We start from the raw sequence: 23,601 nt of genomic DNA, 5'->3' as shown, positions 1-23,601 counted from the left end.
GCTTGGCGCGCGCGATCTGCCCGAACCGATCCCCGATGGCCGTGCCCGAAAAGGAGCAAGACCATGCCGATCATCACCGCCGATCCCGACATCGTTACGCAGATCAATGTCTTCGACGTGCCGGCGGGCGGGCAGGAGGCGCTGATCGCCTATCTTGCCGATGCCGCCCGGGCGGCGCGCGAAGTGGAGGGCTGGCTTTCCGCCAGCCTGCACCGGAGCCTCGACGGCACGCGCGTGGTCAACTACGCGCAGAGTGCCGATGGCGATGCCGCGCGCCGGGTGTTCGCCCACCTGAAGGCCAGGGGGCTGATCGACGGCAACCGGCGCTACGGCGAGGCGCATCCCGGGCTCTACCGCGTCGCCTTCACGCTGGAGCGTTAGCGCGCCTCAGGCCGCTTTCTCGACGATCCCTGCCCGCGCGCGCCGATCGACCGAGAGCTCGAACACGTCGTGCCGCGCCTGGGCGCCGTCCACGTCCATCGTGGCGAGGCCGCGATCGACTTCGTCGAGATCGATCTCCGCCATCAGCATCTCGGGGGCGGCGCCGGCCTGGGCGATCACTGCGCCGTCCGGGGCCAGGATCGCGCTGTGGCCGTGCTGGATCTGGCCTTCGGGCAGCCGGTCGAGCAGCTTGCGCGCCGAGCCGTCGCCGCCGGCCTTCTCATAGCCGGCGATCAGCTCCTGCTTGTGCTGCACCGTCCCTGCTGCGAGCACGAAGGCGCGCCCCTCATAGGCATAATGCGCCGAGGCGAGCATCGCGATGTCGGTGAGCGAAGGCCAGGCGGCGACGTGCACCGTCTCGCCTTCGTGATGCATCGCCGCGCGGGCGAGCGGCATCCAATGCTCGGTCGAGGCGAGCTGGCCGATCCTGCCCCAGGGCGCGGTGTGCAGCCCCAGCGTCGATCCGTCGCCCTGGCCCAGCATCAGCTTCTCGGCGGGCGAGAGGATCAGCTTGCGGTGGCGCAGCACCGGCGCCTTGGGCCGGAACAGGAACTGCGTCGCATAGAGGCTCTGGCGCACCCGCTCATACCCGCCGATGGAGACGGCGACATCGGCGATGTCCACCGTCCATTGCAGCGGCTGGAAGCGCGGGTCCTCGCCGCTGAGCGCCTGGTCGAGCATCAGCGCGTGCAGTTCGCGCGTGCCCGGATGGTCCCATAGCCGGGCGGGGGCGACATGCTCGAGCCAGGCCGGATAGCCGCCCAGGAAACCTTCGCCGAACGCGACCACGCGCGCGCCCTTCTCGATCGCCTCGCGCGCCTTGGCGACGGCCTTGTCCAGCCCCGGCGCAATCGCGAGGGGAACCGGCGAATCCTGTACGATGGCGACCTTGAGCTTGTGCGTCACTCGACCCAGTCCAACCCTATCTCACGGTAAAGCGAACGGTCTTCCTGCCATTCGGGCCTTACTTTGACGTGAAGATAGAGATGGACCTTTACGCCCATGAGACGAGACAGTTCGGCGCGGGCGCGGGCGCCGATTTCCTTGATGCGGGTACCGCCCTTGCCCAGCACGATCGCGCGCTGCGTCTCGCGCTCGACCAGGATCTGCTGGTGGATCTCGACCGACCCGTCCTCGCGCTCCTTATACTGCTCGGTCTCGATCGCGCTCGAATAGGGCAGTTCCTTGTGGAGCTGGAGGTAGAGCTGCTCGCGCGTCACTTCGGCGGCGAGCATGCGATCGGTCGCGTCGCTCACCTGGTCCTCGGGGAAGTGCCACGGTCCCTCGGGCATCGCCCCGGCGAGCGCGGCCTTCAGCTCGGCCACGCCGTCGCCGGTCTGGGCGGAGACGAACCAGGTCTCGTCGAACGGCAGCAGCTCGTTGAGCTTCGCCGCATGGCCGAGGAGCCGCGGCTTGTCGGCCACGTCGACCTTGTTGAGGATCAGGATCTTGCGCTCGGGCCGGCCCTTCAGGCTCTCGATCACGGTCTGCACCTTGGGGCCGATGCCGCCCTTGCCGTCGACCACCAGGGCGACCAGGTCGGCCCCCTCCGCGCCTTCCCAGGCCGCGGCGACCATCGCACGGTCCAGCCGGCGCTCGGGCGTGAAGATTCCGGGCGTGTCGACCAGGATCAGCTGCGCGTCGCCGTCGATCGCGATACCCATCACCCGGGTGCGCGTGGTCTGTGCCTTGGGGCTGACGATGGCGACCTTCTGGCCGACCAGCGCGTTGACGAGCGTCGACTTGCCGGCATTGGGAGCGCCGACGATCGCGATCAGGCCGCAGCGTTGGGTTTCGGAAGTGGTGGTATTCTCGGTCATTCGTTTCCTGCTAAATCCGTTCGCCCTGAGCTTGTCGAGGGGCGGCTATCGTCTTGGCGATTCCGTGCGAGTGCGGAAATCCGTGCCCAATCGCCCGCTATCAGCGCCTCTTTCTTGGCCCGGCTCCAGCCCTTGATCTGCCGTTCGGCGGCCAAGGCTTCGTACCGTGTATCGAACGCTTCACACCACACCAGCTCAACCGGCGACGCTTGTGCGTGTAGCCTGGAAGCGCGCCGCGTTGGTGCTGCGCCAGTCGCACTTCCAAGTCTTCCGTGTGCCCCGTGTAGTAGCTGCCATCCCGGCAGCGCAACATGTAGGCATAGAAGCTCATCTGGTTTCGCTTGCTGCCCGGCGCCCTTCGACAAGCTCAGGGCGAACGGAGGGAGGGTTGGCTTTCCTCACGCCTTCAGCTTTGCCAGGAGCGCCGCCGCCGCCGCGGTCTCGGCGTCCTGCTTGCTGGTGCCCTGCGCCTCGGCCTCGGCGAAGCTGCCGATCGACACTTTCACGGTGAAGCGCGGCGCATGGTTGGGGCCGGACCGGTCGGTCACCACATATTCGGGCGGGCGGCGATTGTTCGCGGCCGCCCATTCCTGCAGCGCCGATTTGGGGTGACGGGGCGCGCTGGCATGCGCGTCGATATGCTTCGCCCAGGCCTTGCGGACGAAGTCGCGCGCCGGGGCGAAGCCGAACTCGAGATAGAGCGCGCCGATCAGCGCCTCCATCGCGTCGCCCAGGACATTGTCGCTGTCCGCCGCGCCGTCGCCGCGTGCCTGCTTGCCGAGGCGGAGCAGCGGCGGCACGCCGACCTCGCGCGCCACATCGGCGCACATCGCGCCCGTGACCAGCGCGTTGAGGCGGCGGGAAAGCGCGCCCTCGGGCTCGCCGGAGAAGCGCTCGTACAGCCATTCGGCGATGGCGAGGCCGAGCACCCGGTCACCCAGGAATTCGAGCCGTTCGTAATTCTCGGCCGCCTGGCTGCCATGCGTCAGCGCGCGCTGATACGGGGCCAGGTCGGATGGGCGCTGGCCGAAGGTCCTGACGATCCACTCCCCCAGATCGGGAGCGCTCAAAAGCCTTCCCCGATCCGGCCCCAGCGTGCCGCAGTGAACCAGGTCCAGGGCAGGAACCAGTTGGCGCTGCCGTCGGTCGACCAGAAGCTCAGCACCGCCTTGCCCTCGAGATTCTCCAGCGGGACATAGGCGATGCCCTGGCCCTCGGGCGGCTGGGCGAAGCGGCTGTCGGTCGAATTGTCGCGATTGTCGCCCATCAGGAAGACATGGCCGGCCGGCACGTGGAACACCTCGGTATTGTCCTGCGGCGTCAGCCCCTGGTCGAGCACGTCATAGGTCTTGCCGCCCGGCAGCGTCTCGCGGAAGCGCGGCAGCTTGCACACCGGATCGCCCTTGCCGCTGATGCCCTGGAACAAGGCGGGGCAATTGGTGAAGTTCGGCGTGATCGGCAGCTCCAGATCGGCGACCTTCTGCTTGGGGATCGCCTTGCCGTTCAGCACCACCTGGCCGTTCACCACCTGGACGCTGTCGCCCGGCAGGCCGATCACGCGCTTGATCCAGTCCTCGCCGTCATGGCCCGGGGCCTTGAACACCACCACGTCGCCGCGTGCCGGCGTGCCGGGGAAGATGCGGCCCGGGATCAGCGGCAGGCTCCAGGGCAGCGAGTGCCTGGAATAGCCGTAATTCCATTTGGTGATGAACAGATAGTCGCCGATCAGCAGCCGCGGCATCATCGATTCGGAGGGGATCGAGAAGGGCGAGAAGATGAAGCTGCGCACCACGAAGACGATCAGCGCCAGCTTGACGAGGAAGACGCCAAGGTCCTTCCACTCGTTCTTGGGCTTTTCCTCCGCGACCGCCGCAGCGGGGGTGGCGGGCTTCTCGTCGAGGGAATCGGCGGGCGTGTTTTCCATGGGTACCTGCTCTGCTTGGGGCGCGCGGTGAGGTCAAGCCGATGAATGGAGTGGCGGTGGCGATCCGGGGACGATAGGGGCGCACTTGTCCCAAAGGAGATGAACATGGCATTGCCCGACTGGTCCGCCGTCAAGTCGCTCGAAGTCCCGACGCTCGCCGAACTGTTCGCACGCGATTCGCGCCGGGTCGCCACGCTCTCCACCGATGTCGCGGGCATTCATTTCGACTGGTCGAAGACGCACCTGACCCCCGATCTGATCGCCGCCTTCACCCGGATCGCGGCGGAGATGGGCCTGGTCGCCAAGCGCGACGCGCTGTTCGCCGGCGAGAAGATCAACGTCACCGAAGGCCGCGCCGCCGAGCATACGGCCGAGCGCGGCGAGGGCTCGCCCGACAGCGTGGCCCGCGCCCAGGCCTATCATGCCCGCATGCGCGCGTTGATCGACGCGATCGAGGCCGAGGCGTTCGGGCCGGTGCGCAGCATCCTTCATATCGGCATCGGCGGCTCGGCCCTGGGGCCGGACCTGCTCGTCGACGCGCTGGGCCGCGATGCCGGTCGCTATGAAGTCGCCGTGGTCTCCAACGTCGACGGCGTCGCGCTGGAGAGCGCGCTCGACCGCTTCGATCCGCAGACCACCCTGGTCGCCATCGCCTCCAAGACCTTCACCACCACCGAGACGATGCTCAATGCCGAGAGCGCGATCTCGTGGCTGATGCAGGGCGGCGTCGCCGATCCCTATGGCAAGCTCGTCGCGCTCACCGCCGCGCCGGAAAAGGCGATCGCGTTCGGCATCGACGAGACCCGCGTGCTGCCCTTCGCCGAATCGGTGGGCGGCCGCTATTCGCTCTGGTCGTCGATCGGCTTTCCCGCCGCCCTGGCGCTGGGCTGGGACGCGTTCGAGGAACTGCTCGAAGGCGCCGCCGAGATGGACCGCCATTTCCGCCTCGCCTCGTTCGAAGCGAACGCGCCGGTGCTCGCCGCCTTCGCCGACCTTTACTACACGCAGGTCCGCGGTTGCGAGACGCGCGCCACCTTCGCCTATGACGAGCGGCTCCGCCTGCTGCCGAGCTATCTCCAGCAGCTCGAGATGGAATCGAACGGCAAGCGCGTCACCGCCGAGGGCCAGCCGGTTTCCTGGCCGACCGCGCCGATCACCTGGGGCGGGGTCGGCACCGATGCCCAGCATGCGGTGTTCCAGCTGCTCCACCAGGGCACCCGGCTGGTGCCGCTCGAGTTCGTCGGCTCGATCGAGCCGGGCGACGGGCTGGCCGAGGAGCATCACCGCCAGCTGCTGCTCAACATGTTCGCCCAGGGCGCGGCGCTGATGGCTGGCCGCAAGAATGACGATCTGGCGCGCGACTATCCGGGCGACCGGCCCTCGGCGACCCTGCTGCTCGATCGCGTCGATCCGCGCACGCTGGGCGCCATCCTGGCGTTCTACGAGCAGCGCACCTTCGTGAACGCGGTGCTGCTCGGCATCAACGCGTTCGACCAGTTCGGCGTCGAGCTCGGCAAGGAAATGGCCAAGGCGGCGGGCGCCGGCGAACAGAGCTTCGACCCCTCGACCGACGACCTGATCGCCCGGGCGTTCGGATGAGCGGCGACGACGACTATGTCTATGACGAGGCGAGCGGGGAGTGGATCCCCGCCGCCGAGGCCGCCGCGAAAATGGGTGCGGCGGATGTGGTCGAGGTGCGCGACTCGGTCGGCAACCTCCTCCAGGACGGCGACCAGGTCACGCTGATCAAGGACCTGACCGTGAAGGGTGCCGGGCAGACGCTGAAGCGCGGCACGCTGATCAAGTCGATCCGCCTCACCGGCGACAGCCAGGAGATCGACTGCAAGTTCGACGGCATCAAGGGCCTGGTGTTGCGGGCGGAGTTCGTGCGGAAGCGCTGATTTTGCCGTCGCCACGGCGGAAGCCGGGGTCTCGGGCGAAGGCGCGGGGAAGGCGCCGCACGAGATCCCGAATTTCGCCGGGATGACGGGTTGTGCAGGCAACCCCTTTACCCTCTCCCGCTAGACTCGCCCCGTCACGGCAAGGGGGCGGCCGATGGATCGCAGGCGAATCGTGCGGGAGAGCGAGCGGGCGGCGATCGAGCGCTGGTTTCCGGCGAGTCCGCTCGGCCCGCTCTTCGATCCCGGTACCGGAGACCTGCTTCCGGCCCCCGCCGCGGCGATCCCCGGCTGGCAGGCCGAGGCGTTCGCGCGGATCGATCACTATGTCGAGCACGAGCATGTCGCCGCCCAGGTCCATGGCTGGCTGTTCGGGCTGTTCATCGCCGGCCTGCTCGTCATCGCCATGACGGTGGGCCTGCCGATCGGGCGCACCCTGGTGATCGGCGGCGCGGCGGGCGGGGCGCTGCTGCACGGCTGGCCGATCTGGCAGCTCTACCGCTTCCGCTGCGACCTGCGCCGATTGCGCGCGCGCATCCACGGCGAGCTGGTGACGCGCGTGCCGATCCCGCGCGCGCTGGCCACGCGCTTCCGTCGCCGCAATCCATGGCGGATCGCGCTCCATGCCTGGGTCTGGGGCCTGGCCGCGCTCGGCATCGGCGCGCAGCATTTCGTGGCGCCGCAGGACGTGCCGGCGGCCATCGTCCCGGCCGCGCTGGCGGCGGTGGCGATCGCCTGGATCCTCCATTTCCTGTCGCGCCGGATCGACCTGCGCCGGGGCTGACATTGGCATCGGGCCGCATGCGCCCTATCTCCCGGCCTCGAAACGAGCGGAGGATTGCCGGTGGCCGAATATGACTATGACCTCTTCGTCATCGGTGCCGGTTCCGGCGGCGTCCGCGCCTCGCGCGTATCGGCCGCGCACGGCGCCCGGGTCGCGGTGGCCGAGGAATATCGCATCGGCGGCACCTGCGTGATCCGCGGCTGCGTGCCCAAGAAGCTGCTCGTCTATGGCGCGCATTTCGCCGAGGACCTGAAGGATGCGCGCCGCTTCGGCTGGAACGTGCCCGAATGCGATTTCGACTGGGCGGTGCTGCGCGACAATGTGCTGGCGGATGTCGACCGGCTCAACGGTCTCTACACCCAGACGCTGCACAACAACCAGGTCGAGACCTTTCTCGAGCGCGCCACCGTCACCGGCCCGCACGAGGTCACGCTGGCGAGCGGCCGCAGGATCACTGCGAAATATATTCTCATCGCCACCGGCGCGCACCCGCACGTGCCCGATTTCCCCGGCAGCGACCTTGGCATCACGTCGAACGAGGTGTTCCATCTGGAGAAGCTGCCCAGGCGGGTGCTGATCGCGGGCGGCGGCTATATCGCCAACGAGTTCGCCGGCATCTTCAACGAGTTCGGCAGCCACGTCACTTTGGTCAACCGCACCGACGTGATCCTGCGCGGCTATGACCATTCGATGCGCGACCGGCTGCTCCAGATCTCGCTGATGAAGGGCATCGATTTCCGCTTCCACACCGAGTTCAAGTCCATCGAGAAGCTCGAGAGCGGCGCGCTCAAGGTCACGCTGACCAAGCACGAGCCGATCGAAGTCGACTGCGTGCTGTTCGCGACCGGCCGCGTGCCCAATACCGAGGGGCTGGGCCTGGCGGATGTCGGCGTCGCGCTCGACGACAAGGGCGCGGTGAAGGTGGATGCGGACAACAAGTCGTCGGTCGATTCGATCTATGCGGTGGGCGACGTGACCAACCGGGTGCAGCTGACGCCCGTGGCGATCCGCGAGGGCCAGGCGTTCGCCGACACGATCTTCGGCAACAAGCCGCACCAGGTGGACTATGGCTGCATCCCCAGCGCCGTGTTCAGCCATCCGCCGATGGCCGGCGTCGGCATGACCGAGAGCGAGGCGCGCAACAAGTTGGGCTCGATCGCGGTCTACCAGTCGGATTTCCGCGCGATGAAGAATGTGCTCGCCGATCGCAACGAGCGCGCGCTCTACAAGATGATCTGCGAGGGCACGACCGGCCGCGTGGTCGGCCTCCACATGATCGGCCCCGACGCGCCGGAGATCCTCCAGGCTGCGGCGGTGGCGGTGAAGGCGGGGCTGACCAAGGACGCGTTCGACCAGACGGTGGCGCTGCACCCGACCATGTCGGAGGAACTGGTGCTGATGAAGTGATCGGGAAGTCCTCTCCCGGAGGGAGTGGGGATCGCCGGCGGAGCCGGTGGTGGATAGGGAATGCCATGGGCTGTGCCGCTTGCGGCTAGCCGCCTCCACCAGCCTGCGGCCCGTCCCCCTCCCCCTCCGGGGGAGGATTATTCGATTTCGCGAACCGCCTCGCCGCCGCCCGTGCCAGCATCGGCCCCAGCGCCAGCACCGCCAGGAAGCGCAGCGCCTGCATCGCCATCACGAAGGGCTGGTCCACCGGCACCGAAGTCGCGATGATCGCCACCGAATCGAGCCCGCCCGGGCTCACCGCCAGATACGCGCTTACCGGGTCGATCCCTGCCCCCTCGGCCAGCGCGAAGGCCAGTGCGGCGGAGAAGCCGATCAGCGCGAAGATCGCGAGCAGCACGCGCGGCAGCGCTCGGGCCGCGAGCGCCAGCGTCTCGCGGGTGAAGGCCAGGCCGATCCGCCAGCCGATCAGCGCATAGCTTGCCGCCAGCACCGGCTCGGGCAGCGTCATGCGCAGGATGCCGAGCGCATGGAGGATGATCCCCGCCGCCATCGGCACCAGCAGTGCGCCGGCGGGAATGCGCAGGCGGAGCCCGGCGAATGCGCCGATCCCGGCCACCGCCAGCGTGGCGACCGACGGGAGCAGCGGGGCGGGGGAGAGCATCGTCGCCAGCCAGTCGCCGCCGCGATGCGCGCCAAGTGCCGCGGCGAGGACAGAGGCGACCGCCGCGACGCAGACGACGCGGGTATAGGTCATGAACGCCACCAGCCGGGCGTCGGCGCCGAATGCGTCGGCCATCACCACCATGGCGGAAGCGGCGCCGGGCATTGATCCCCAGATCGCCGTGCTGCCGGGGAGCACCCGCCAGCGGCTGAGCAGATAGCCGAGCAGGCTGCTCGCACCCAGGGTAGCGGCGGTTACGCCCAGGAACAGCGGCCACTGCGCCACGACGCGCGAGAAGGCGCCAATGTCGAGCGTGCCGGCGATCAGGCAGCCGATCACCGCCTGGGCGCCGGTGAACAGGGGACGGGGCAAGGTCAGCCCGGCGCCGCGCGCCGAAAAGGCGATCGCCGCCAGCATCGGGCCGAGCAGAAGCCCGGCCGAAAGCCCGATCCATTCGAGGAGCGCGGTGCCCGCCGCCGAAGCGGCAAGCAGGGCCAACCACAGTCCGGCCCTATGCGCGCTCACGTATCATGGGCGAGGATCGCGTCGGCCTCGTCGAGCGGCACTTTGCCGGCGCGGCGCGACAGCCAGCTGGTCGCGGCGATGTCCCAGGTGACGTTGCCGACGGTGCGCATGATGTCGGGGATGGTCTCGACCGCGACGAGCAGGCCGAGCGGGCTCACCGGCGCGCCGATCGTCGCCGCGACCGGGGCGATGGCGCTGACATAGCTCACCGTGCCGGGCAGGCTCACCGAGCCGAGCGAGGTCAGCGTCGCCACCACCACGCCCACCGCCAGCGTCGCCGGGCTCAGCGGCACGCCGAACCATTCGGCGACGTAGATCGCCACCGCGAAGTTCATCGCCGGCCCGGTCGCGCGGAAGATCGCCACCGCCAGCGGCAGGGTCACGCCCGATACGGCCACCGGCACGCCGAGCTTGCCCGAGCCCTCGATCATCACCGGCAGGGTGGCGAGCGAGGATTGCGTGCTGAGCGCCACCGCCTGGCTCGGCAGCGCGGCGCGGACATAGCGGCCCAGGCGGACGCGCCCGCCGAACACCGCCACGGGATAGGCGAAGATCGTCACCGCCAGGCCGACGCCGGCGATGGTGAGGATATAATGGATCAGCGCGCCGAACGCGCCGGTGCCGGCCTTGGCGCCGACGACGAGGGCGAGCGCGAACACGCCGAGCGGCCCCACCCACAGCACCCAGTCGATCACCACCAGCATCACGTCGCGCAGCGCCTTGAAGAAGTTGGTCAGCAGCGCCTGAGCCTCGCCGCCCACCCGGGTCATCGCGAAGGCGAAGATCAGCGAGAAGATGATCAGCGAGAGGAAGGCGTTTTCCGCCGCCGCCTTGACGATGTTGGCGGGAACGATCGCGGCCAGGAACTCGCCGATCGGCGGGACCGGCCCGATCTTCTCGGCGCCGGCCAGCGCGCCGCGCAGGGCCTCGGCCGATTCGTGCGGCAGCGGGGCGATGTGGAGGAACAGCGGCGTGAGGATCGCCGCGGCCGTGGCCGAGAGGAACAGCACGACGACGTAGAGCGCGATCGCGCGGCCCGCCAGGCGGCCGGCCTGCGCGGCCTCGGCAGTCGCGGCGACACCGGTGATCAGCAGCGCGACGACCAGCGGCACGATCGTCATCTGCAGGCCGTTGAGCCAAGCTTGGCCGATCGGCTGCGCGAATTCGGCGGCGGTCAGCGCCGCGGCGGGCGCCCAGGCGGCGAGCACGGCGCCGAGGATCAGTCCCGCGATCAGGGACAACAGGATACGGGTTGGTTGCGACATGCTCGCCCTTTGAGAAATTCCGCGCTATCCGGTGGCGGTTGAGGACCCGCAAGGTCGCGAGAAAACGGCACATGGCAAGAAAATATTTCGGTACCGACGGAATCCGGGGCGCGACGAACCTGTCGCCGATGACGGCGGCGATGGCGATGAAGGTCGGCATGGCGGCCGGCGCGCACTTCCGGCGCGGCGATCACCGGCACCGGGTGGTGATCGGCAAGGACACGCGGCTTTCGGGCTATATGCTCGAGAACGCGCTGGTCGCCGGCTTCACTTCGGTGGGCATGGACGTGGTGCTGGTCGGGCCGATGCCCACGCCCGCGGTGGCGATGCTCACCCATTCGATGCGCGCGGACATGGGCGTGATGATTTCCGCCAGCCACAATCCCTATGCCGACAACGGCATCAAGCTGTTCGGTCCCGACGGCTACAAGCTGTCCGACGCGGACGAGCTGGCGATCGAGGCGCTGATCGACGGCGAGGTGCCGCTCGCCGCCTCGGCCGATATCGGCCGGGCCCGCCGGGTCGAGGATGCGCGCGGCCGCTACATCCACTTCGCCAAGTCGACCTTCCCCTCCGATCTCACGCTCGACGGGCTCAGGATCGTCGTCGATTGCGCGAATGGCGCCGCCTATCAGGTCGCGCCCTCGGCGCTCTGGGAGCTGGGCGCCGACGTGATCGCGATCGGCGTCACGCCCAACGGCAAGAACATCAACGACGGCGTCGGCTCCACCGCGCCCGATACGCTGTGCGAGACAGTGGTCGGTTCGGGCGCGCATATCGGCATCGCGCTCGACGGCGACGCCGACCGGCTGATCGTGGTCGACGAGCATGGCAAGGTGGTTGACGGCGACCAGCTGATGGCGACGATCGCCGGCGGCTGGGCGCGCCAGGGGCGGCTCGCGGGCGGCGGCCTCGTCGCCACCGTCATGTCGAACCTCGGGCTCGAGCGCCATCTCTCGGCCCAGGGCCTCGGCCTGATCCGCACCAAGGTGGGCGACCGCTATGTGCTCGAGAAGATGCGCGGCTCCGGCTATAATGTCGGCGGCGAGCAATCGGGCCATATCATCCTGTCCGACTATGCGACCACCGGCGACGGGCTGGTCGCGTCGCTCCAGGTGCTCGCCGAACTGGTCCGCGCCGGCGCGCCCGCCAGCGAGGTGCTCCACCGCTTCGACCCCTTGCCCCAGCTGCTCAAGAATGTCCGCTTCAAGGGGGGCAAGCCGCTGGAGGACCCGCGCGTGCAGGATGCGATCGCGGCGGCCGAGACCGAGCTCGACGGCAAGGGGCGGCTCGTCATCCGCGCCTCGGGCACCGAGCCGGTGATCCGGGTGATGGCCGAGGGCGACGACAAGGCGCAGGTCGAGGCGGTGGTGGACCGGATCTGCGACGTCGTGCGCGCGGCGGCGGCATGAGCGGCCGGCTGAAATCGGCGCTGTCGGTGGGCGCCGCCGGGGCGCTGGGCGCGTGGTTCGCGAATTTTGGCCGCCTGGCCGGCGGCGCCATGTCCGCGATCGACGGGATCGGTCATTCGGCGCTGGTGCTGGTGATCGCCGGCGGCCTCTGGTTTTTCTATGACGGAATGCGGAGCCGCGCCGATGCTTGAGATGCGCCCCGATTGCGAGCGCTGCGGCGCCGACCTGCCCGCCGACGAGGGCGGCGCCTTCATCTGCTCGTTCGAATGCACCTTCTGCGCCGCCTGCACCGATGCGCTCGACGAACGCTGCCCCAATTGCGGCGGCGAGCTGTTGGACCGGCCGGCGCGCGTGGGTAAGGCACTGGCGAACAATCCGGCCAGCACGGAGCGCCGGTTCAAGGGCTGAAGACCATGACGCCTCGCATCCTGATCATCGCCGGGTCGGACTCCGGCGGCGGCGCCGGCATCCAGGCCGACATCAAGACCGTCACCATGCTCGGCGGCCATGCGATGACGGCGATCACCGCGATCACCGCGCAGAACACCCTGGGCGTCACGGGCGTCCACCCGGTCCCCACCGAGATGGTGCTCGCCCAGATCGATGCCTGCGTCACCGATATCGGCGTCGACGCGATCAAGATCGGCATGATCGGCTCGGCCCGCACCGCGCTGGCGCTGGCGGAGAAGCTCGCCGAGCTGCCCGGCGTGCCGGTGGTGTTCGATCCCGTCATGGTCGCGACCAGCGGTGCCACGCTTGCCGATGACGCGACGATCGCCGCGTTCGAGCGGCTGATGGACCGTGCCAGCGTCGTCACCCCCAACATCCCCGAGCTGGCGGCGCTGGGCGGCGACGCCCGCGCGCTGGTCGCGGCGCATCGCTGCGCGGTGCTGGTCAAGGGCGGCCATGTCGACGGCCCGATCATCACCGACCGGCTCTATTCCGCCGATCCCGAGGATCCGCCCGAGATCGAATGGAGCAATCCGCGCATCGAGACCGACAATACCCATGGCACCGGTTGCACGCTTTCCACCGCGATCGCCTGCGGGCTGGCGGAGGAATGGGACCTGCCCGAGGCCGTTCGCCGCGCCCGCCGCTTCGTGCGCATCGCGATGCGTGAGGCGCCGGGGCTGGGCCGCGGCCATGGCCCGATGGGGCATCAGGCGGTGCGGCTCGACCTCAATCTGAGTTTCTTCGAGCCGATGCTCAACCAGGTGACCGTCCCCGCCACCGATCTCGCCGCCAGCGAGCGCTTCTACCGGCTGCTCGGCCTCACCCAGGTCGTCCGCGCCAGCCCGCGCTATGCCCGGTTCGAGACCGAGGGCGGCGCGACCTTCAGCATCGCCACCGATCCGGGATATACCGCGCCGGTCGTCTATTTCGAATGCGGCGACCTCGACGTCACCGTCGCCTATCTCCAGCAGCAGGGCATCGCGTTCGAGCAGGAGCCCAAGGACGAGACCTGGGGCTGGCGCGAGGCGCGGCTGCGCGATCCGGCGGGCAATTCGGTGCGGCTCTACCAGGCCGGCGAGATGCGCCGCTATCCGCCATGGCGAGTCGGCGATGCCTAGGAATTCCGGGCCCGATCTCGCGTTCGAAGAGAAATTCGGCACGCTGCATGGCGGCCCGGTCGCCGGGGTGGACGAGGCGGGCCGCGGCCCGCTCGCCGGCCCGGTGGTCGCTGCCGCCGTCGTCCTCGATTCCCGCTGCATCCCCGAGGGCATCGACGATTCCAAGGCGCTGACGGCCGGCAAGCGCGAGCGGCTCTGCGCCGAGATCCTCGCCTGCGCCCGGGTGGGCCTGGGCATCGCCACGGTCGAGGAGATCGACGGCCTCAACATCTTCTGGGCGACGATGCTGGCGATGACGCGCGCGGTCGAGGCGCTCGGGCCGGCTCCCGCCTTCGTGCTGGTCGACGGCAATCGCTGCCCCGACTGGGCGCATCGGAGCCATGCGGTGGTCGGCGGCGATGCGCTCTGCCTGTCGATCGCCGCCGCCTCGATCGTCGCCAAGCACCGGCGCGACGCGATGATGATCGAACTGGACGCGCTCCATCCCGGCTATGGCTGGGCGAGCAACAAGGGCTATGCGGCCAAGGTCCACCAGGAAGCGCTGCGGTCGCTCGGCCCCACGCCGCACCACCGCAGGAGCTTCGCGCCGGTGGCGCAGGCGCATTTCGATTTCGGGAGCCGGGCGGGGGAATGAAGCGGCTCCTCGCGCCGCTGCTTCTCGCCGCGCTGGGGGCGTGCACGGACAGCGCGACCGGGGAAGGCCAAGGGTGCGACGGGCCGCCCAAGGGCTGGCACCGGCCCGCCGAGGGCATCGGCGAACTCATGCCGATCGAGAGGGTGCGCGTGCGCGGAGACGGCGTCGTGGCATGGAATGGCGAGCCGGTTTCCGTGGCGGCGCTGGCGGATTTCCTCCACCGGTCCGCATCGGCGAACCCGCGGCCGATGATTCTCTTCTCCTTTGATTCGGGCACGGCGTGTCCGGCAGTGCGGGATGCGCGCCGAGTCCTGCGTGCGTCGCCTTCGTGCAGGGCGGGGCTTTGCGGCGAAGGATCCGGCTGGCGATATTATCCGGGCGGCGAGATCGTGTTCTGATTCTGAGTCTTTTCCGCCACACCCCATATCTTGTGCCTGTGGATAACTCCCCGACTCAGCATGTGGATAAGTTTCCGAACCGTTCCACAAGTTAACGGAATCGCAGGCTTTTTCGTTAACCAATCTGTGCTTGACGTGGGGTCGTTCCGCGACAGAAACCGCCTCTCCAACAAAGGGAAAGAGGTTAATGGGGGTTCTCGAAAAGGGCAGGCTCAAGCCGGCGACGGCGCGTAGCTGGGTCGACGTATTGCCCTATGACACGATCCTGCAGCAGGACTGTATCGAGGCCATGCGCGCGCTGCCGGCCAAGTCGATCGACTGCATCTTCGCCGATCCGCCCTATAACCTCCAGCTCGGCGGCGACCTCAACCGGCCCGACGGCAGCCATGTCGACGCGGTCACCGATGCGTGGGACAAGTTCGACAGCCTCGCCGCCTATGACGCGTTCACCCGCGAATGGCTGGCCGAGGCGCGCCGCATCCTGAAGGACGACGGCACGATCTGGGTGATCGGCAGCTATCACAACATCTTCAAGGTGGGCTCGGCGATCCAGGACCTGGGCTTCTGGATCCTCAACGACATCATCTGGCGCAAGGCCAACCCGATGCCCAATTTCAAGGGCACGCGCTTCACCAACGCGCACGAGACGCTGATCTGGGCGAGCACCGGCGAGAAGGCGAAATACACCTTCAACTATCGCTCGATGAAGACGCTCAACGACGAGATCCAGATGCGCTCGGACTGGGAATTCCCGATCTGCGGCGGCCAGGAGCGCCTGAAGAAGGGCGGCACCAAGGTCCACCCGACGCAGAAGCCCGAGGCGCTGCTCTATCGGATCATGCTCGCCAGCACCAAGCCGGGCGACGTGGTGCTCGATCCCTTTTTCGGCACCGGCACCACCGGCGCGGTCGCCAAGCGGCTCGGCCGGCGCTGGATCGGCATCGAGCGCGAGAGTGCCTATGTCGAGGCCGCGCAGGAGCGCATCGAGGCGGCGCTGCCGCTCGACGAATCGGCGCTGAAGACGATGCAGGCGCCCAAGAGCCAGCCGCGCGTCGCCTTCGGCCAGCTGGTCGAGAACGGCTATCTCGCCCCCGGCACCGTGCTCACCGACGGCAAGCGTCGCTGGCGGGCGGTGGTCGGCGCCGACGGCTCGCTGAGCTGCGACGGCCAGAGCGGCTCGATCCACAAGCTGGGCGCGACGCTGCAGAACGCGCCGTCGTGCAATGGCTGGACCTTCTGGAACTATGAAGCCGCCGACGGCCTCAAGCCGATCGACGCGCTGCGCCAGACCTATCTGCTGGCAACCCAGCCGTAATTGGATAGGGGAGGCTGCGTGCCTCCCCAGACCGTCATGCCGAACTTGTTTCGGCATCCAGGGACGGCATCGCCCGTAGAGGGCTGAACCCTGCAACAAGTTCAGGGTGACGAGCGGGGCGGGGCATATTTTGCCCTTCCAAAATAGGATCTCGTCTGGGACGGTCGGCGCATGGCCAGCCAACCCCCTTCCCCCAGAATTCCCGGCCGTGTCGGGCGCGCCTCGGCGCGTCGCGGCAACGCCGGGAGTGCCGCGTGCGCAGAGGTCGCGACTCTCGTGACTTTCCGCGCCGCATGACCCTCGATCTGCCTCCCTCCGCCCGGCTCTATCTGCGCCCGGTCCAGCTTGCCGACACGCCGGTGAACCGCGATGGCGAGGTCGTCCGCCTCGCCGGGGGGCTCAGCTGGTGTTCGGCCTTCGAGCTGGTCGCCCGCGAGAATGGCAACCGCGTCCTCCAGCGCATCGTGCCCGTCGCCAGCCTCCCCGACGATCCGCGCATCGCCGCGATCCTCCGGCGCATCGCCGCGCCGCGCGCGCCCTTGATGCTGGGCGAGCGCGTGGTACGGCTCGACCAGCCCCAGGTGATGGCGATCCTCAACCGCACGCCGGACAGCTTCTCCGATGCCGGCACGCACATGCAGGACGCCGATGCCGCCGCGAGCGCAGGCGTCGACATGGCGGCGGCCGGCGCGGCGATCCTCGACATCGGCGGCGAATCGACCCGGCCCGGTGCGGCGGAAGTGTGGGAAGGCGAGGAGATCGAGCGCGTCGTTCCCGTGATCCGCCAGCTTGCGCGCGGCGGCGCGGCGATCTCGGTCGACACGCGCCGGGCCGCGGTGATGGCGGCCGCGCTCCAGGCGGGCGCGCATCTCGTCAACGACGTCGCCGCGCTGCTCTATGATCCCGGCGCGCTCGAGGTGGTGGTCGCGGCCGGCTGCCCGGTGGTGCTGATGCACTCGCCCGAGCCGCAAAAGGGCCCGCATGGCGGCGAGGGCTATGGCGACGTGCTGCTCGACGTGTACGACTGGCTGGAGAAGCGCGTCGAGGATGTCGCCGCCGCGGGTGTCGATCGCGCGCGGATCCTGGTCGATCCCGGCATCGGCTTCGGCAAGTCGCTCCAGGACAATCTCGCGCTGATCAACGGGCTCGCGCTGTTCCACGGCCTGGGCTGCGGCATCGTCCTGGGGGCCAGCCGGAAGCGGATGATCGGCGCGCTGGCGAACGAGGCGCCGGCCGACCAGCGGCTCGGCGGCAGCCTGGCGCTGGCGCTGAAGGGAGCCGAGGCGGGCGTGCAATTGATCCGGGTGCATGACGTCGTCGAGACGGTTCAGGCGTTACGGGTGTGGCGCGGCCTGCGCGATGCGGCGCTGATCGCGCGCTAGAAGGAGATAAGCCCATGCGGATTGCCCCGGTCCTAGTTCTAGCCCTCACCGTCACCTCGCTCGCCGCTCCGGCGGCGGCGCATGCCCAGGATGCCGGCTCCCCTGCCGCCGCGCGCCGGACGGTCGAGAATTATTATGCCGCAATCGAGCGCGGCGATTTCCGTGCCGCCTATGCGGCCTGGGACGATGGCGGCAAGGCGAGCGGCAAGAGCTACGCCGACTTCCGCCAGGGCTTTGCCGCGACGGCGCACAGCCGGGTGGTGACGGGCACGCCGCGCAATGCCGATGCCGGGATGAGCCAGCGCTGGATCGAAGTGCCGGTCGATGTCCGCGCCACGCTCAAGAACGGCCGGCGCCAGCATTTCCGCGGCAGCTACACGCTCCACCGCGTGGTCGCTGGCGTGAGCGACAATCCCGCGGACAGCCGCTGGCATCTGTCGAAGGCGAAGCTGGTGGCGATCCGCTAGAACCAGCCCTGCGCTTCGAGCGCCGGTGCCTGGGCGCGGGCGACCGGCGCCTCGATCCCGCCGGCGAGCCGGAGACGGATGTTGCGCCCCTCGCGCCGCACGCCCAGGACGGCGCCGCGCGCCACCCACCAGCTGCGATGGACCAGCGCGCCGGGGATGTCGTCCAGCTCGGCGACCGCGTCGCGCAGGCGCATCAGCAACAGGGTGGAGCCCTGGGGGGTGTGGACGCGGACATAATGGTCCTCCATCTCCAGCGCGATCGGCAGGGTGCGCAGGTGCGGGGGCAGCCGGTCGACCAGCCGGGGCAGCGCCGCCGCGCCGGGTTCGGCGGCCTGCCCGGCGCCGGTTTCGGCCGCTGGCGCCACGCGGTGCCGCTGCCGGGCGAACCAGAAGAGCGCGCAGACGAGCGCGCCGAGCACGAGCACGTTGAAATAATGGGCGAGCGCCTCCTCGATCGTCGGCCAGCGGGGAGCGTGCCAGAGGAAGTTGGCGAGCCAGGTGACCAGCGTCATCGGCAGCGTGGCGAGCAGGCAGGCGGCGGCCCAGAGCGCGGGCTCGGGCAGCTCCAGCCGGGGGGCGAGCGCGGTCGCTCCGGCCATGGCGGGAAAATAGAGGAAATAGCCGGCATAGCTCATCGCCAGCCAGTAGAGCAGCCGCAGCCCGAACGGTGCCGCGAAGCTGCCGAACGGCCCGACCAGCGCCAGCACCAGCCCCACGCCGAAGATGATCGCGCAGTCGATCAGGATCCGCCGCGTGCCGCCCAAACCGTGCCTTCTCCGTCCCGTTCGCGCTTCGCCAAATGGCCGCGCCCCGTGCGCCGCCACCCGTCGGCGAAGCAGCTTGCCTGCCTGCGTAGCCGCGATTGCGGGCGGCCGGCCAGCCGGCAATCTGTTCCGGTCAATAGCGTCGGGAGACAGGCAATGGCCACAATTGTTCGGGAAGAAGCCGCGATCGATCTGCCGCGCGCCGCCAAGGGTGCGCTGCTCGTCGCCGCCGCCGCGCTGGCCGGCGCCACCACGATCGCGGTCGGCCGGGTGCTGCTCGGGCTGACGCCGTCGACCTATGAGATGAAGCAGGTGGCGATCCTCGTCCACCTCGCCACGGTGCTGCCGGCGATCCCGCTCGGGCTATGGGTGCTGCTGGCCCGCAAGGGCGATGCGACGCACCGGCTGCTCGGCCGGATCTGGGCGGTGCTGATGCTGACGGCGGCGGGCTCGGCGGTGTTCATCCGCACGATCAACCATGGCCAGTTCAGCCCGATCCACCTGTTCGTGCCCCTGGTCTTCCTCGCCCTGTTCCGCGCCATCCGCGCTGCCCGCATGGGCCGGATCGCCCAGCACAAGCGGCTGATGTGGACGCTCTACTCGGCCGGGCTGCTGCTGCCGGGCATGTTCGCCTTCCTGCCCGGCCGGCTGCTCTGGCACTGGCTGATGCTCTAGCCGAGCCCGGCCTTCCGCCGCGCCGCCGGTCGTGCCAGGTCGCGCGCTGCGTCCCGCCCGACCCAGCGCGCGGCGGGCAGGGGCGAGGCGGAAAGCCGCTCGGCCATCTCGCTGGCGGCGGCATGGAGGGCGGGGTTGCGCATGCCGATCCCCCGCAATGCCCAGCTCACGCCCTTCTTGACGAAGTTGCGGGGGTCCCCGGCATGCGCCTCGATCAGCGGGAGTGCCTCCAGGAAGGGGGCGTCGCCCAGCTTCTTGGCGTGCAGCGCCAGCCCGGCGAGCAGGGCGAAGGCGGCGCGGCGCACGAACTCGCGCTCGTCCTCCGCCCAGCGGGGGACGGCGTCCCAGGCGAGCGGGCTCTTGTCGAACAGGTCGAAACAGGCCGTGTCGCAGGTCGCCCAATTGTCGAACCCCGCGGCCCAGCGGTCCATCCCCTCCGCCGTCAGCGCCCTGGGCTCGCCGACGAAACAGGCGAGCAGCCGCGCCTCGTACACGCCGGCATCCCATAGCCGCTCGGCAAGCGCCTGGTCCCGGCCCAGCTTCTTGGCGATGCCGCGGACGGTGCCGACCTTGATCCCGATGACGCGGTCCGCCGTGGCGATGCCGAAGCGCGGCATCCCGTCGGCCACGCCGGGTTCGGCGGCCTGTTCGAGCAGTCGGAGCGCTTCGGCCGGCATGGCGGCGAGCCTAGGCTCAGGCGGCGCTCTGGTCGATCCCCAGTTCGCCGAGCTTGCGGTAGAGCGTGGAGCGGCCGATCCCCAGGCGGCGGGCGACCTCGGTCATCCGGCCACGGTAGTGGCCGATGGCGAGGCGGATCACATCGGCCTCGATCTCGTCGAGCGCGCGCAGATTGCCGTCGGGGCGGAACAGGGTGACGCCGGCATGGCCCGTGCCCGGCACCTGCGCGCCATTGGCCGCCGGCCGGCCGGCCGCGAGCTGGGCGATCTGCGGGAAATCGGCGCGGGCCAGCCCGTCGCCGTCGCAGAGCACCGCGGCGCGGAACAGCGCGTTCTGGAGCTGGCGGACATTGCCCGGCCAGTCATAGCTGCCCAGCAGCTGCAGCGCGTCGTCGGTGATGCCGAGCGGGCGCAGGCCCGGCTGCTCGGCGATGCGGGCGAGCAGGTGGCGGGCGAGCGCCGGGATGTCGCCGATGCGCTCGCGCAGGGGCGGGATCGTCACCTGGACGACGTTCAGCCGGTAATAAAGGTCCTCGCGGAAACGCCCGGCCTCCACCTCGGCCTGCAGCGTCTTGTTGGTAGCCGCGATCACGCGGACGTCGACTTCGCGGGCGTGGCGCGCGCCGATCGGCTGGATCTCGCCCGACTGCAGCACGCGCAGCAGCTTCACTTGCGCGTCGAGCGGCATCTCGCCCACTTCGTCGAGGAACAGCGTGCCGCCATCGGCATCGGCGAAGCGGCCGATCTTGCGCTCGAAGGCGCCGGTGAACGCGCCCTTCTCGTGCCCGAACAGCTCGCTTTCCACCAGGTTGGCGGGGATCGCGCCGCAATTGACGCAGACCATGTCCTTCTTGCTGCGCGGGGAAGCGGCGTGGATCGCCTCGGCCACCACTTCCTTGCCGACGCCGCTCTCGCCCTCGATCAGGACGGGCACCCGGGCGCGGGCGGCCTTGGCGGCGATCGCCAGTGCGGCGCGGAACAGCGGGGCGCTGCCCACGATCTCGTCAAAGGCGAGCGGCGCGGAGAGCTTCTCGGTGAGCGGGCGCAGTTCGCCCGCGGTCTTGCCGCCCACCGCGGCCTCGAGCGCGGCGAGCAGCCGCTCGGCGGCCAGCGGCTTTACCAGGAAATCGGTCGCGCCGGCGCGCATCGCGTTCACGGCATTGGCCACCGATCCGTTGGCGGTGAGCATCAGGATGGGCAGTTGCGGCCGGCGGGTGCGCAGTTCGCCGATCAGCCCCGCCGCATCGGCGTCGGGCGAACTATGGTCGAGCAGGATCGCGTCGAGCGCCATCCCGTCGGGCGTGCCCAGCGTGGCGATGCCGGTCTCGGCCTCGCTCGCGAAGATGGTGCGCCAGCCGCGGCGTGCGGCGATGGCCGCGACGAGGCGGCGCTGCGCCGGCTCGTCGTCTATCAGCATCAGGAGGCGCTGGCCGTTGCGCGTCATCGCTCTTTCTGTCCCCAATGTCCCGTTTCAGGGCGTCACTCATAGAACGGATGGGTAAAGGCGGGCTTAAGCCTGACGTAGCGGCACGAGGGTTGAGCGGGTGGAGGGGCGGAGCTAAGGTCAGGCCAATTCACGTTTCAAGGGGAGAGACGAATGGTCGATACGATCGACAGCGCCGAACAGCTCAAGGCGCACGAGCAGACCTGGAATGGTTTCAAGGCGATGATGTTCTGGGGCACGATCGGCGTGGCCCTGATCGCTGCCCTCGTCGTCTTCCTGATCTCCGCCAAGTGAAGATCGCGGTCCTGAAGGAGGCCGCCGCCGGCGAGCGGCGCGTCTCCGCGACTCCGGAAACGGTGAAGAAATTCATCGCCCTGGGCGCGCAGGTGGCGGTGGAACAGGGCGCCGGCGACACCGCCTCGATCGCCGACCAGGCCTATGCCGATATGGCCGCCGCCATCGGCGACCGTGCGGCGACGCTGAAGGACGCCGACATCGTGCTCGGCGTGCAAGGTCCCGATCCGGCGAGCCTGAAGGGCGCGAAGCCGGGCGCCTGGATCGTCGCCGGCCTCAATCCCTTTGGCGAGCGCGCGCGGGTCGATGCCTATGCGAGCGCTGGGTTCGAGGCGCTGGCGATGGAGTTCATGCCGCGCATCACCCGGGCCCAGTCGATGGACATATTGTCCTCGCAGTCGAACCTGTCGGGCTACAAGGCGGTGCTCGACGCGGCGGCGGAATATGGCCGCGCCTTCCCGATGATGATGACCGCGGCGGGCACCGTCTCGGCCGCCAAGGTCTTCGTGATGGGCGTGGGCGTGGCGGGGCTGCAGGCGATCGCGACCGCGCGGCGCCTGGGCGCCCAGGTCTCGGCGACCGACGTGCGCGCGGCGACCAAGGAGCAGATCCTCTCGCTCGGCGCCAAGCCGATCTTCGTGGAAGCGGTGCAGGGCATCGAGGGCGAAGGCACCGGCGGCTATGCCACCGAGATGAGCGACGAATACAAGGCCGCCCAGGCCGAGCTGGTCTCGTCGCACATCGCCAAGCAGGACATCGTGATCACCACCGCGCTGATCCCGGGGCGCCCCGCGCCGCGGCTGATCAGCGACGCGCAGATCGCGACGATGAAGCCGGGCAGCGTGCTCGTCGACCTCGCGGTCGAGGCGGGCGGCAATGTCGAGGGCGCGGTCGCCGGCGAGATCGTCGAGCGGCACGGGGTGAAGATCGTCGGGCACCGGAACGTGCCCTCGCGCCTCGCCGCCGATGCCTCGGCGCTGTTCGCGCGCAACCTGTTCAACTTCCTCTCCGCCTTCTGGGACAAGGAGCAGGGCAAGCCGATCCTCGACGAGGAGATCGGCAACGCCATCCGCCTGACCCAGGGCGGCAAGGTGGTGCACGAGAGGCTGCTATAATATTCCTCCCCGGAACGGGTAGGGAGACCGCCGAAGGCGGTGGAGGGGGAGTGCGGCAAATGCTGAGGCCCGAGGTTTCCACCGCTCGCAGGTTGAGGCGGGAGACGTCGCTTCCGGAGGGCCTGCTTTGGCAGGCGCTTCGTGGCGCGAAGACAGGAGTCAGGTTTCGCCGGCAACATCCGGTGGGCCCCTATGTGGTGGATTTCTATTGTCGAACTGCCTCGCTCGTCGTTGAAGTGGATGGCGAGGCGCATGAACGTGGCGACCGGCCGCAGCGGGATTCGCTGCGGGACCGGTTTTTGGAAGAGAACGGGTACAGGGTGACCCGGGTGAATGCGGCAGAGGTCCTGCGGGATCTGGACGCGGTCGTTACTTCGATCGTCGCCCTTGCCGCACTCCCCCTCCACCATGCTTCGCATGGTCCCCCTCCCCGTTCCGGGGAGGAATAGTTGGACTTCATCTCGATCCTGTCGATCTTCGTGCTGGCGTGCTTCGTCGGCTATTATGTGGTCTGGTCGGTCACGCCGGCGCTCCACACGCCGCTGATGGCGGTGACCAACGCCATCTCCTCGGTGATCATCGTCGGCGCGCTGATCGCCTCGGCCGCATCGGGGGCGGAGATCGCCAAATGGCTCGGCCTCGTCGCCGTGGCGCTGGCATCCGTGAACATCTTCGGCGGCTTCGCCGTCACCGAGCGCATGCTCGCCATGTACAAGAAGAAGGGCTGA

At 69.2% G+C, this 23,601-nt stretch carries 28 protein-coding genes and 1 pseudogene; 19 read left to right on the top strand and 10 right to left on the bottom strand.

Annotated elements, in window-relative coordinates; genetic code table 11:
• Positions 1-63 precede the first annotated feature (63 nt).
• Positions 64-381 (top strand): antibiotic biosynthesis monooxygenase, encoded by a 318-nt coding sequence (locus CAP40_RS01440; protein WP_086127578.1) that lies wholly within the window; start codon positions 64-66, stop codon positions 379-381.
• Positions 382-387: 6 nt separating this feature from the next.
• Here CAP40_RS01440 and CAP40_RS01435 read toward each other — a convergent pair whose 3' ends face one another.
• The 5 genes and pseudogenes from CAP40_RS01435 to lepB form a co-directional block, all read right to left on the bottom strand.
• Positions 388-1,347, bottom strand: a complete 960-nt coding sequence (locus CAP40_RS01435; protein ID WP_086127577.1) for a nitrilase-related carbon-nitrogen hydrolase — start codon at positions 1,345-1,347, stop codon at positions 388-390.
• The gene (gene era, locus CAP40_RS01430; protein WP_086127576.1) at positions 1,344-2,261 is read right to left on the bottom strand and encodes a GTPase Era; all 918 of its coding nucleotides are present in this window, start codon (positions 2,259-2,261) and stop codon (positions 1,344-1,346) included. Before era ends, CAP40_RS01435 begins: the two co-directional genes overlap by 4 nt.
• Positions 2,258-2,574: pseudogene (locus CAP40_RS01425) on the bottom strand (GIY-YIG nuclease family protein). Before CAP40_RS01425 ends, era begins: the two are co-directional and overlap by 4 nt.
• 85 nt (positions 2,575-2,659) lie before the next feature.
• The gene (gene rnc / locus CAP40_RS01420) at positions 2,660-3,331 is read right to left on the bottom strand and encodes a ribonuclease III (RefSeq protein ID WP_256923963.1); all 672 of its coding nucleotides are present in this window, start codon (positions 3,329-3,331) and stop codon (positions 2,660-2,662) included.
• The gene (gene lepB / locus CAP40_RS01415) at positions 3,328-4,185 is read right to left on the bottom strand and encodes a signal peptidase I (RefSeq protein WP_086127575.1); all 858 of its coding nucleotides are present in this window, start codon (positions 4,183-4,185) and stop codon (positions 3,328-3,330) included. Before lepB ends, rnc begins: the two co-directional genes overlap by 4 nt.
• Positions 4,186-4,290: 105 nt before the next feature.
• Here lepB and pgi point away from each other — a divergent pair, with 105 nt between their 5' ends.
• The 4 genes from pgi to gorA all read left to right on the top strand — a co-directional run bounded on the left by pgi (position 4,291) and on the right by gorA (position 8,274).
• The gene (gene pgi, locus CAP40_RS01410; RefSeq protein ID WP_256923962.1) at positions 4,291-5,784 is read left to right on the top strand and encodes a glucose-6-phosphate isomerase; all 1,494 of its coding nucleotides are present in this window, start codon (positions 4,291-4,293) and stop codon (positions 5,782-5,784) included.
• Complete coding sequence (locus CAP40_RS01405) at positions 5,781-6,086, top strand: alkylphosphonate utilization protein (RefSeq protein WP_086127573.1); 306 nt, start codon at positions 5,781-5,783, stop codon at positions 6,084-6,086. Before pgi ends, CAP40_RS01405 begins: the two co-directional genes overlap by 4 nt.
• Positions 6,087-6,240: 154 nt before the next feature.
• Positions 6,241-6,867 (top strand): hypothetical protein, encoded by a 627-nt coding sequence (locus CAP40_RS01400; protein ID WP_144034191.1) that lies wholly within the window; start codon positions 6,241-6,243, stop codon positions 6,865-6,867.
• A gap of 60 nt (positions 6,868-6,927) precedes the next feature.
• On the top strand, positions 6,928-8,274 hold the full coding sequence (gorA, locus tag CAP40_RS01395) for a glutathione-disulfide reductase (protein WP_086128392.1): 1,347 nt from the start codon (positions 6,928-6,930) through the stop codon (positions 8,272-8,274).
• Positions 8,275-8,359: 85 nt separating this feature from the next.
• Here the strand turns inward: gorA and CAP40_RS01390 are convergent, their stop codons facing one another.
• The gene (locus CAP40_RS01390) at positions 8,360-9,460 is read right to left on the bottom strand and encodes an AbrB family transcriptional regulator (RefSeq protein WP_086127571.1); all 1,101 of its coding nucleotides are present in this window, start codon (positions 9,458-9,460) and stop codon (positions 8,360-8,362) included.
• Positions 9,457-10,725 (bottom strand): dicarboxylate/amino acid:cation symporter, encoded by a 1,269-nt coding sequence (locus tag CAP40_RS01385; RefSeq protein WP_086127570.1) that lies wholly within the window; start codon positions 10,723-10,725, stop codon positions 9,457-9,459. The genes CAP40_RS01390 and CAP40_RS01385 overlap by 4 nt, the downstream gene beginning before the upstream one ends.
• Before the next feature lie 71 nt (positions 10,726-10,796).
• Between CAP40_RS01385 and glmM the strand changes: the two genes are divergently transcribed.
• The 9 genes from glmM (at position 10,797) to CAP40_RS01340 (ending at position 17,904) form a co-directional block, all read left to right on the top strand.
• Positions 10,797-12,137, top strand: coding sequence for a phosphoglucosamine mutase (gene glmM / locus CAP40_RS01380; protein WP_086127569.1), 1,341 nt, complete (start codon positions 10,797-10,799; stop codon positions 12,135-12,137).
• Positions 12,134-12,328, top strand: a complete 195-nt coding sequence (locus CAP40_RS01375) for a hypothetical protein (RefSeq protein ID WP_086127568.1) — start codon at positions 12,134-12,136, stop codon at positions 12,326-12,328. Before glmM ends, CAP40_RS01375 begins: the two co-directional genes overlap by 4 nt.
• A complete protein-coding gene (locus tag CAP40_RS01370; protein WP_086127567.1) occupies positions 12,321-12,545 on the top strand; it encodes a DUF1272 domain-containing protein in 225 nt (74 codons plus the stop codon). Before CAP40_RS01375 ends, CAP40_RS01370 begins: the two co-directional genes overlap by 8 nt.
• Before the next feature lie 5 nt (positions 12,546-12,550).
• Positions 12,551-13,708 (top strand): bifunctional hydroxymethylpyrimidine kinase/phosphomethylpyrimidine kinase, encoded by a 1,158-nt coding sequence (gene thiD, locus CAP40_RS01365; protein WP_086127566.1) that lies wholly within the window; start codon positions 12,551-12,553, stop codon positions 13,706-13,708.
• Positions 13,701-14,342, top strand: a complete 642-nt coding sequence (locus tag CAP40_RS01360) for a ribonuclease HII (RefSeq protein ID WP_086127565.1) — start codon at positions 13,701-13,703, stop codon at positions 14,340-14,342. The genes thiD and CAP40_RS01360 overlap by 8 nt, the downstream gene beginning before the upstream one ends.
• Entirely contained in the window at positions 14,339-14,740 is a 402-nt protein-coding gene (locus CAP40_RS01355; protein ID WP_086127564.1) for a biopolymer transporter ExbD, read from the top strand. Before CAP40_RS01360 ends, CAP40_RS01355 begins: the two co-directional genes overlap by 4 nt.
• A gap of 187 nt (positions 14,741-14,927) precedes the next feature.
• On the top strand, positions 14,928-16,055 hold the full coding sequence (locus CAP40_RS01350; RefSeq protein WP_086127563.1) for a site-specific DNA-methyltransferase: 1,128 nt from the start codon (positions 14,928-14,930) through the stop codon (positions 16,053-16,055).
• 293 nt (positions 16,056-16,348) lie between these two features.
• The gene (folP, locus tag CAP40_RS01345) at positions 16,349-17,437 is read left to right on the top strand and encodes a dihydropteroate synthase (protein ID WP_086127562.1); all 1,089 of its coding nucleotides are present in this window, start codon (positions 16,349-16,351) and stop codon (positions 17,435-17,437) included.
• 14 nt (positions 17,438-17,451) lie between these two features.
• Complete coding sequence (locus CAP40_RS01340; RefSeq protein WP_086127561.1) at positions 17,452-17,904, top strand: hypothetical protein; 453 nt, start codon at positions 17,452-17,454, stop codon at positions 17,902-17,904.
• Here the strand turns inward: CAP40_RS01340 and CAP40_RS01335 are convergent.
• Positions 17,901-18,668: a LytTR family DNA-binding domain-containing protein gene (locus tag CAP40_RS01335; protein WP_256923961.1), complete on the bottom strand. Its 768-nt coding sequence runs from the start codon at positions 18,666-18,668 to the stop codon at positions 17,901-17,903. The genes CAP40_RS01340 and CAP40_RS01335 overlap by 4 nt on opposite strands.
• 156 nt (positions 18,669-18,824) lie before the next feature.
• Between CAP40_RS01335 and CAP40_RS01330 the strand changes: the two genes are divergently transcribed.
• Complete coding sequence (locus tag CAP40_RS01330) at positions 18,825-19,343, top strand: DUF2306 domain-containing protein (RefSeq protein WP_086127560.1); 519 nt, start codon at positions 18,825-18,827, stop codon at positions 19,341-19,343.
• On the opposite strand, the gene CAP40_RS01325 is transcribed toward CAP40_RS01330, so the two are convergent.
• Together CAP40_RS01325 and CAP40_RS01320 are read right to left on the bottom strand one after the other, a co-directional pair.
• The gene (locus CAP40_RS01325; protein WP_086127559.1) at positions 19,340-20,020 is read right to left on the bottom strand and encodes a DNA alkylation repair protein; all 681 of its coding nucleotides are present in this window, start codon (positions 20,018-20,020) and stop codon (positions 19,340-19,342) included. The genes CAP40_RS01330 and CAP40_RS01325 overlap by 4 nt on opposite strands.
• A 16-nt stretch (positions 20,021-20,036) precedes the next feature.
• Entirely contained in the window at positions 20,037-21,464 is a 1,428-nt protein-coding gene (locus CAP40_RS01320; RefSeq protein WP_086127558.1) for a sigma-54 dependent transcriptional regulator, read from the bottom strand.
• A 153-nt stretch (positions 21,465-21,617) separates the two neighbouring features.
• Here CAP40_RS01320 and CAP40_RS01315 point away from each other — a divergent pair, with 153 nt between their 5' ends.
• The 4 genes from CAP40_RS01315 to CAP40_RS01300 are packed head-to-tail and all read left to right on the top strand — an operon-like array spanning position 21,618 to position 23,601.
• Complete coding sequence (locus tag CAP40_RS01315) at positions 21,618-21,758, top strand: aa3-type cytochrome c oxidase subunit IV (RefSeq protein WP_086127557.1); 141 nt, start codon at positions 21,618-21,620, stop codon at positions 21,756-21,758.
• Positions 21,755-22,873: an NAD(P) transhydrogenase subunit alpha gene (locus CAP40_RS01310; protein ID WP_086127556.1), complete on the top strand. Its 1,119-nt coding sequence runs from the start codon at positions 21,755-21,757 to the stop codon at positions 22,871-22,873. Before CAP40_RS01315 ends, CAP40_RS01310 begins: the two co-directional genes overlap by 4 nt.
• Positions 22,874-22,932: 59 nt before the next feature.
• Positions 22,933-23,322: an endonuclease domain-containing protein gene (locus tag CAP40_RS01305; RefSeq protein ID WP_086127555.1), complete on the top strand. Its 390-nt coding sequence runs from the start codon at positions 22,933-22,935 to the stop codon at positions 23,320-23,322.
• Positions 23,323-23,601 (top strand): NAD(P) transhydrogenase subunit alpha, encoded by a 279-nt coding sequence (locus CAP40_RS01300; protein WP_086127554.1) that lies wholly within the window; start codon positions 23,323-23,325, stop codon positions 23,599-23,601.

This window comes from Sphingomonas sp. IBVSS2 (assembly GCF_002127225.1).
Classification (GTDB): domain Bacteria; phylum Pseudomonadota; class Alphaproteobacteria; order Sphingomonadales; family Sphingomonadaceae; genus Sphingomonas.
The sequence above is the reverse complement of the archived record's forward strand: the minus strand, read 5'-3'. Positions and strand labels throughout refer to the sequence as shown.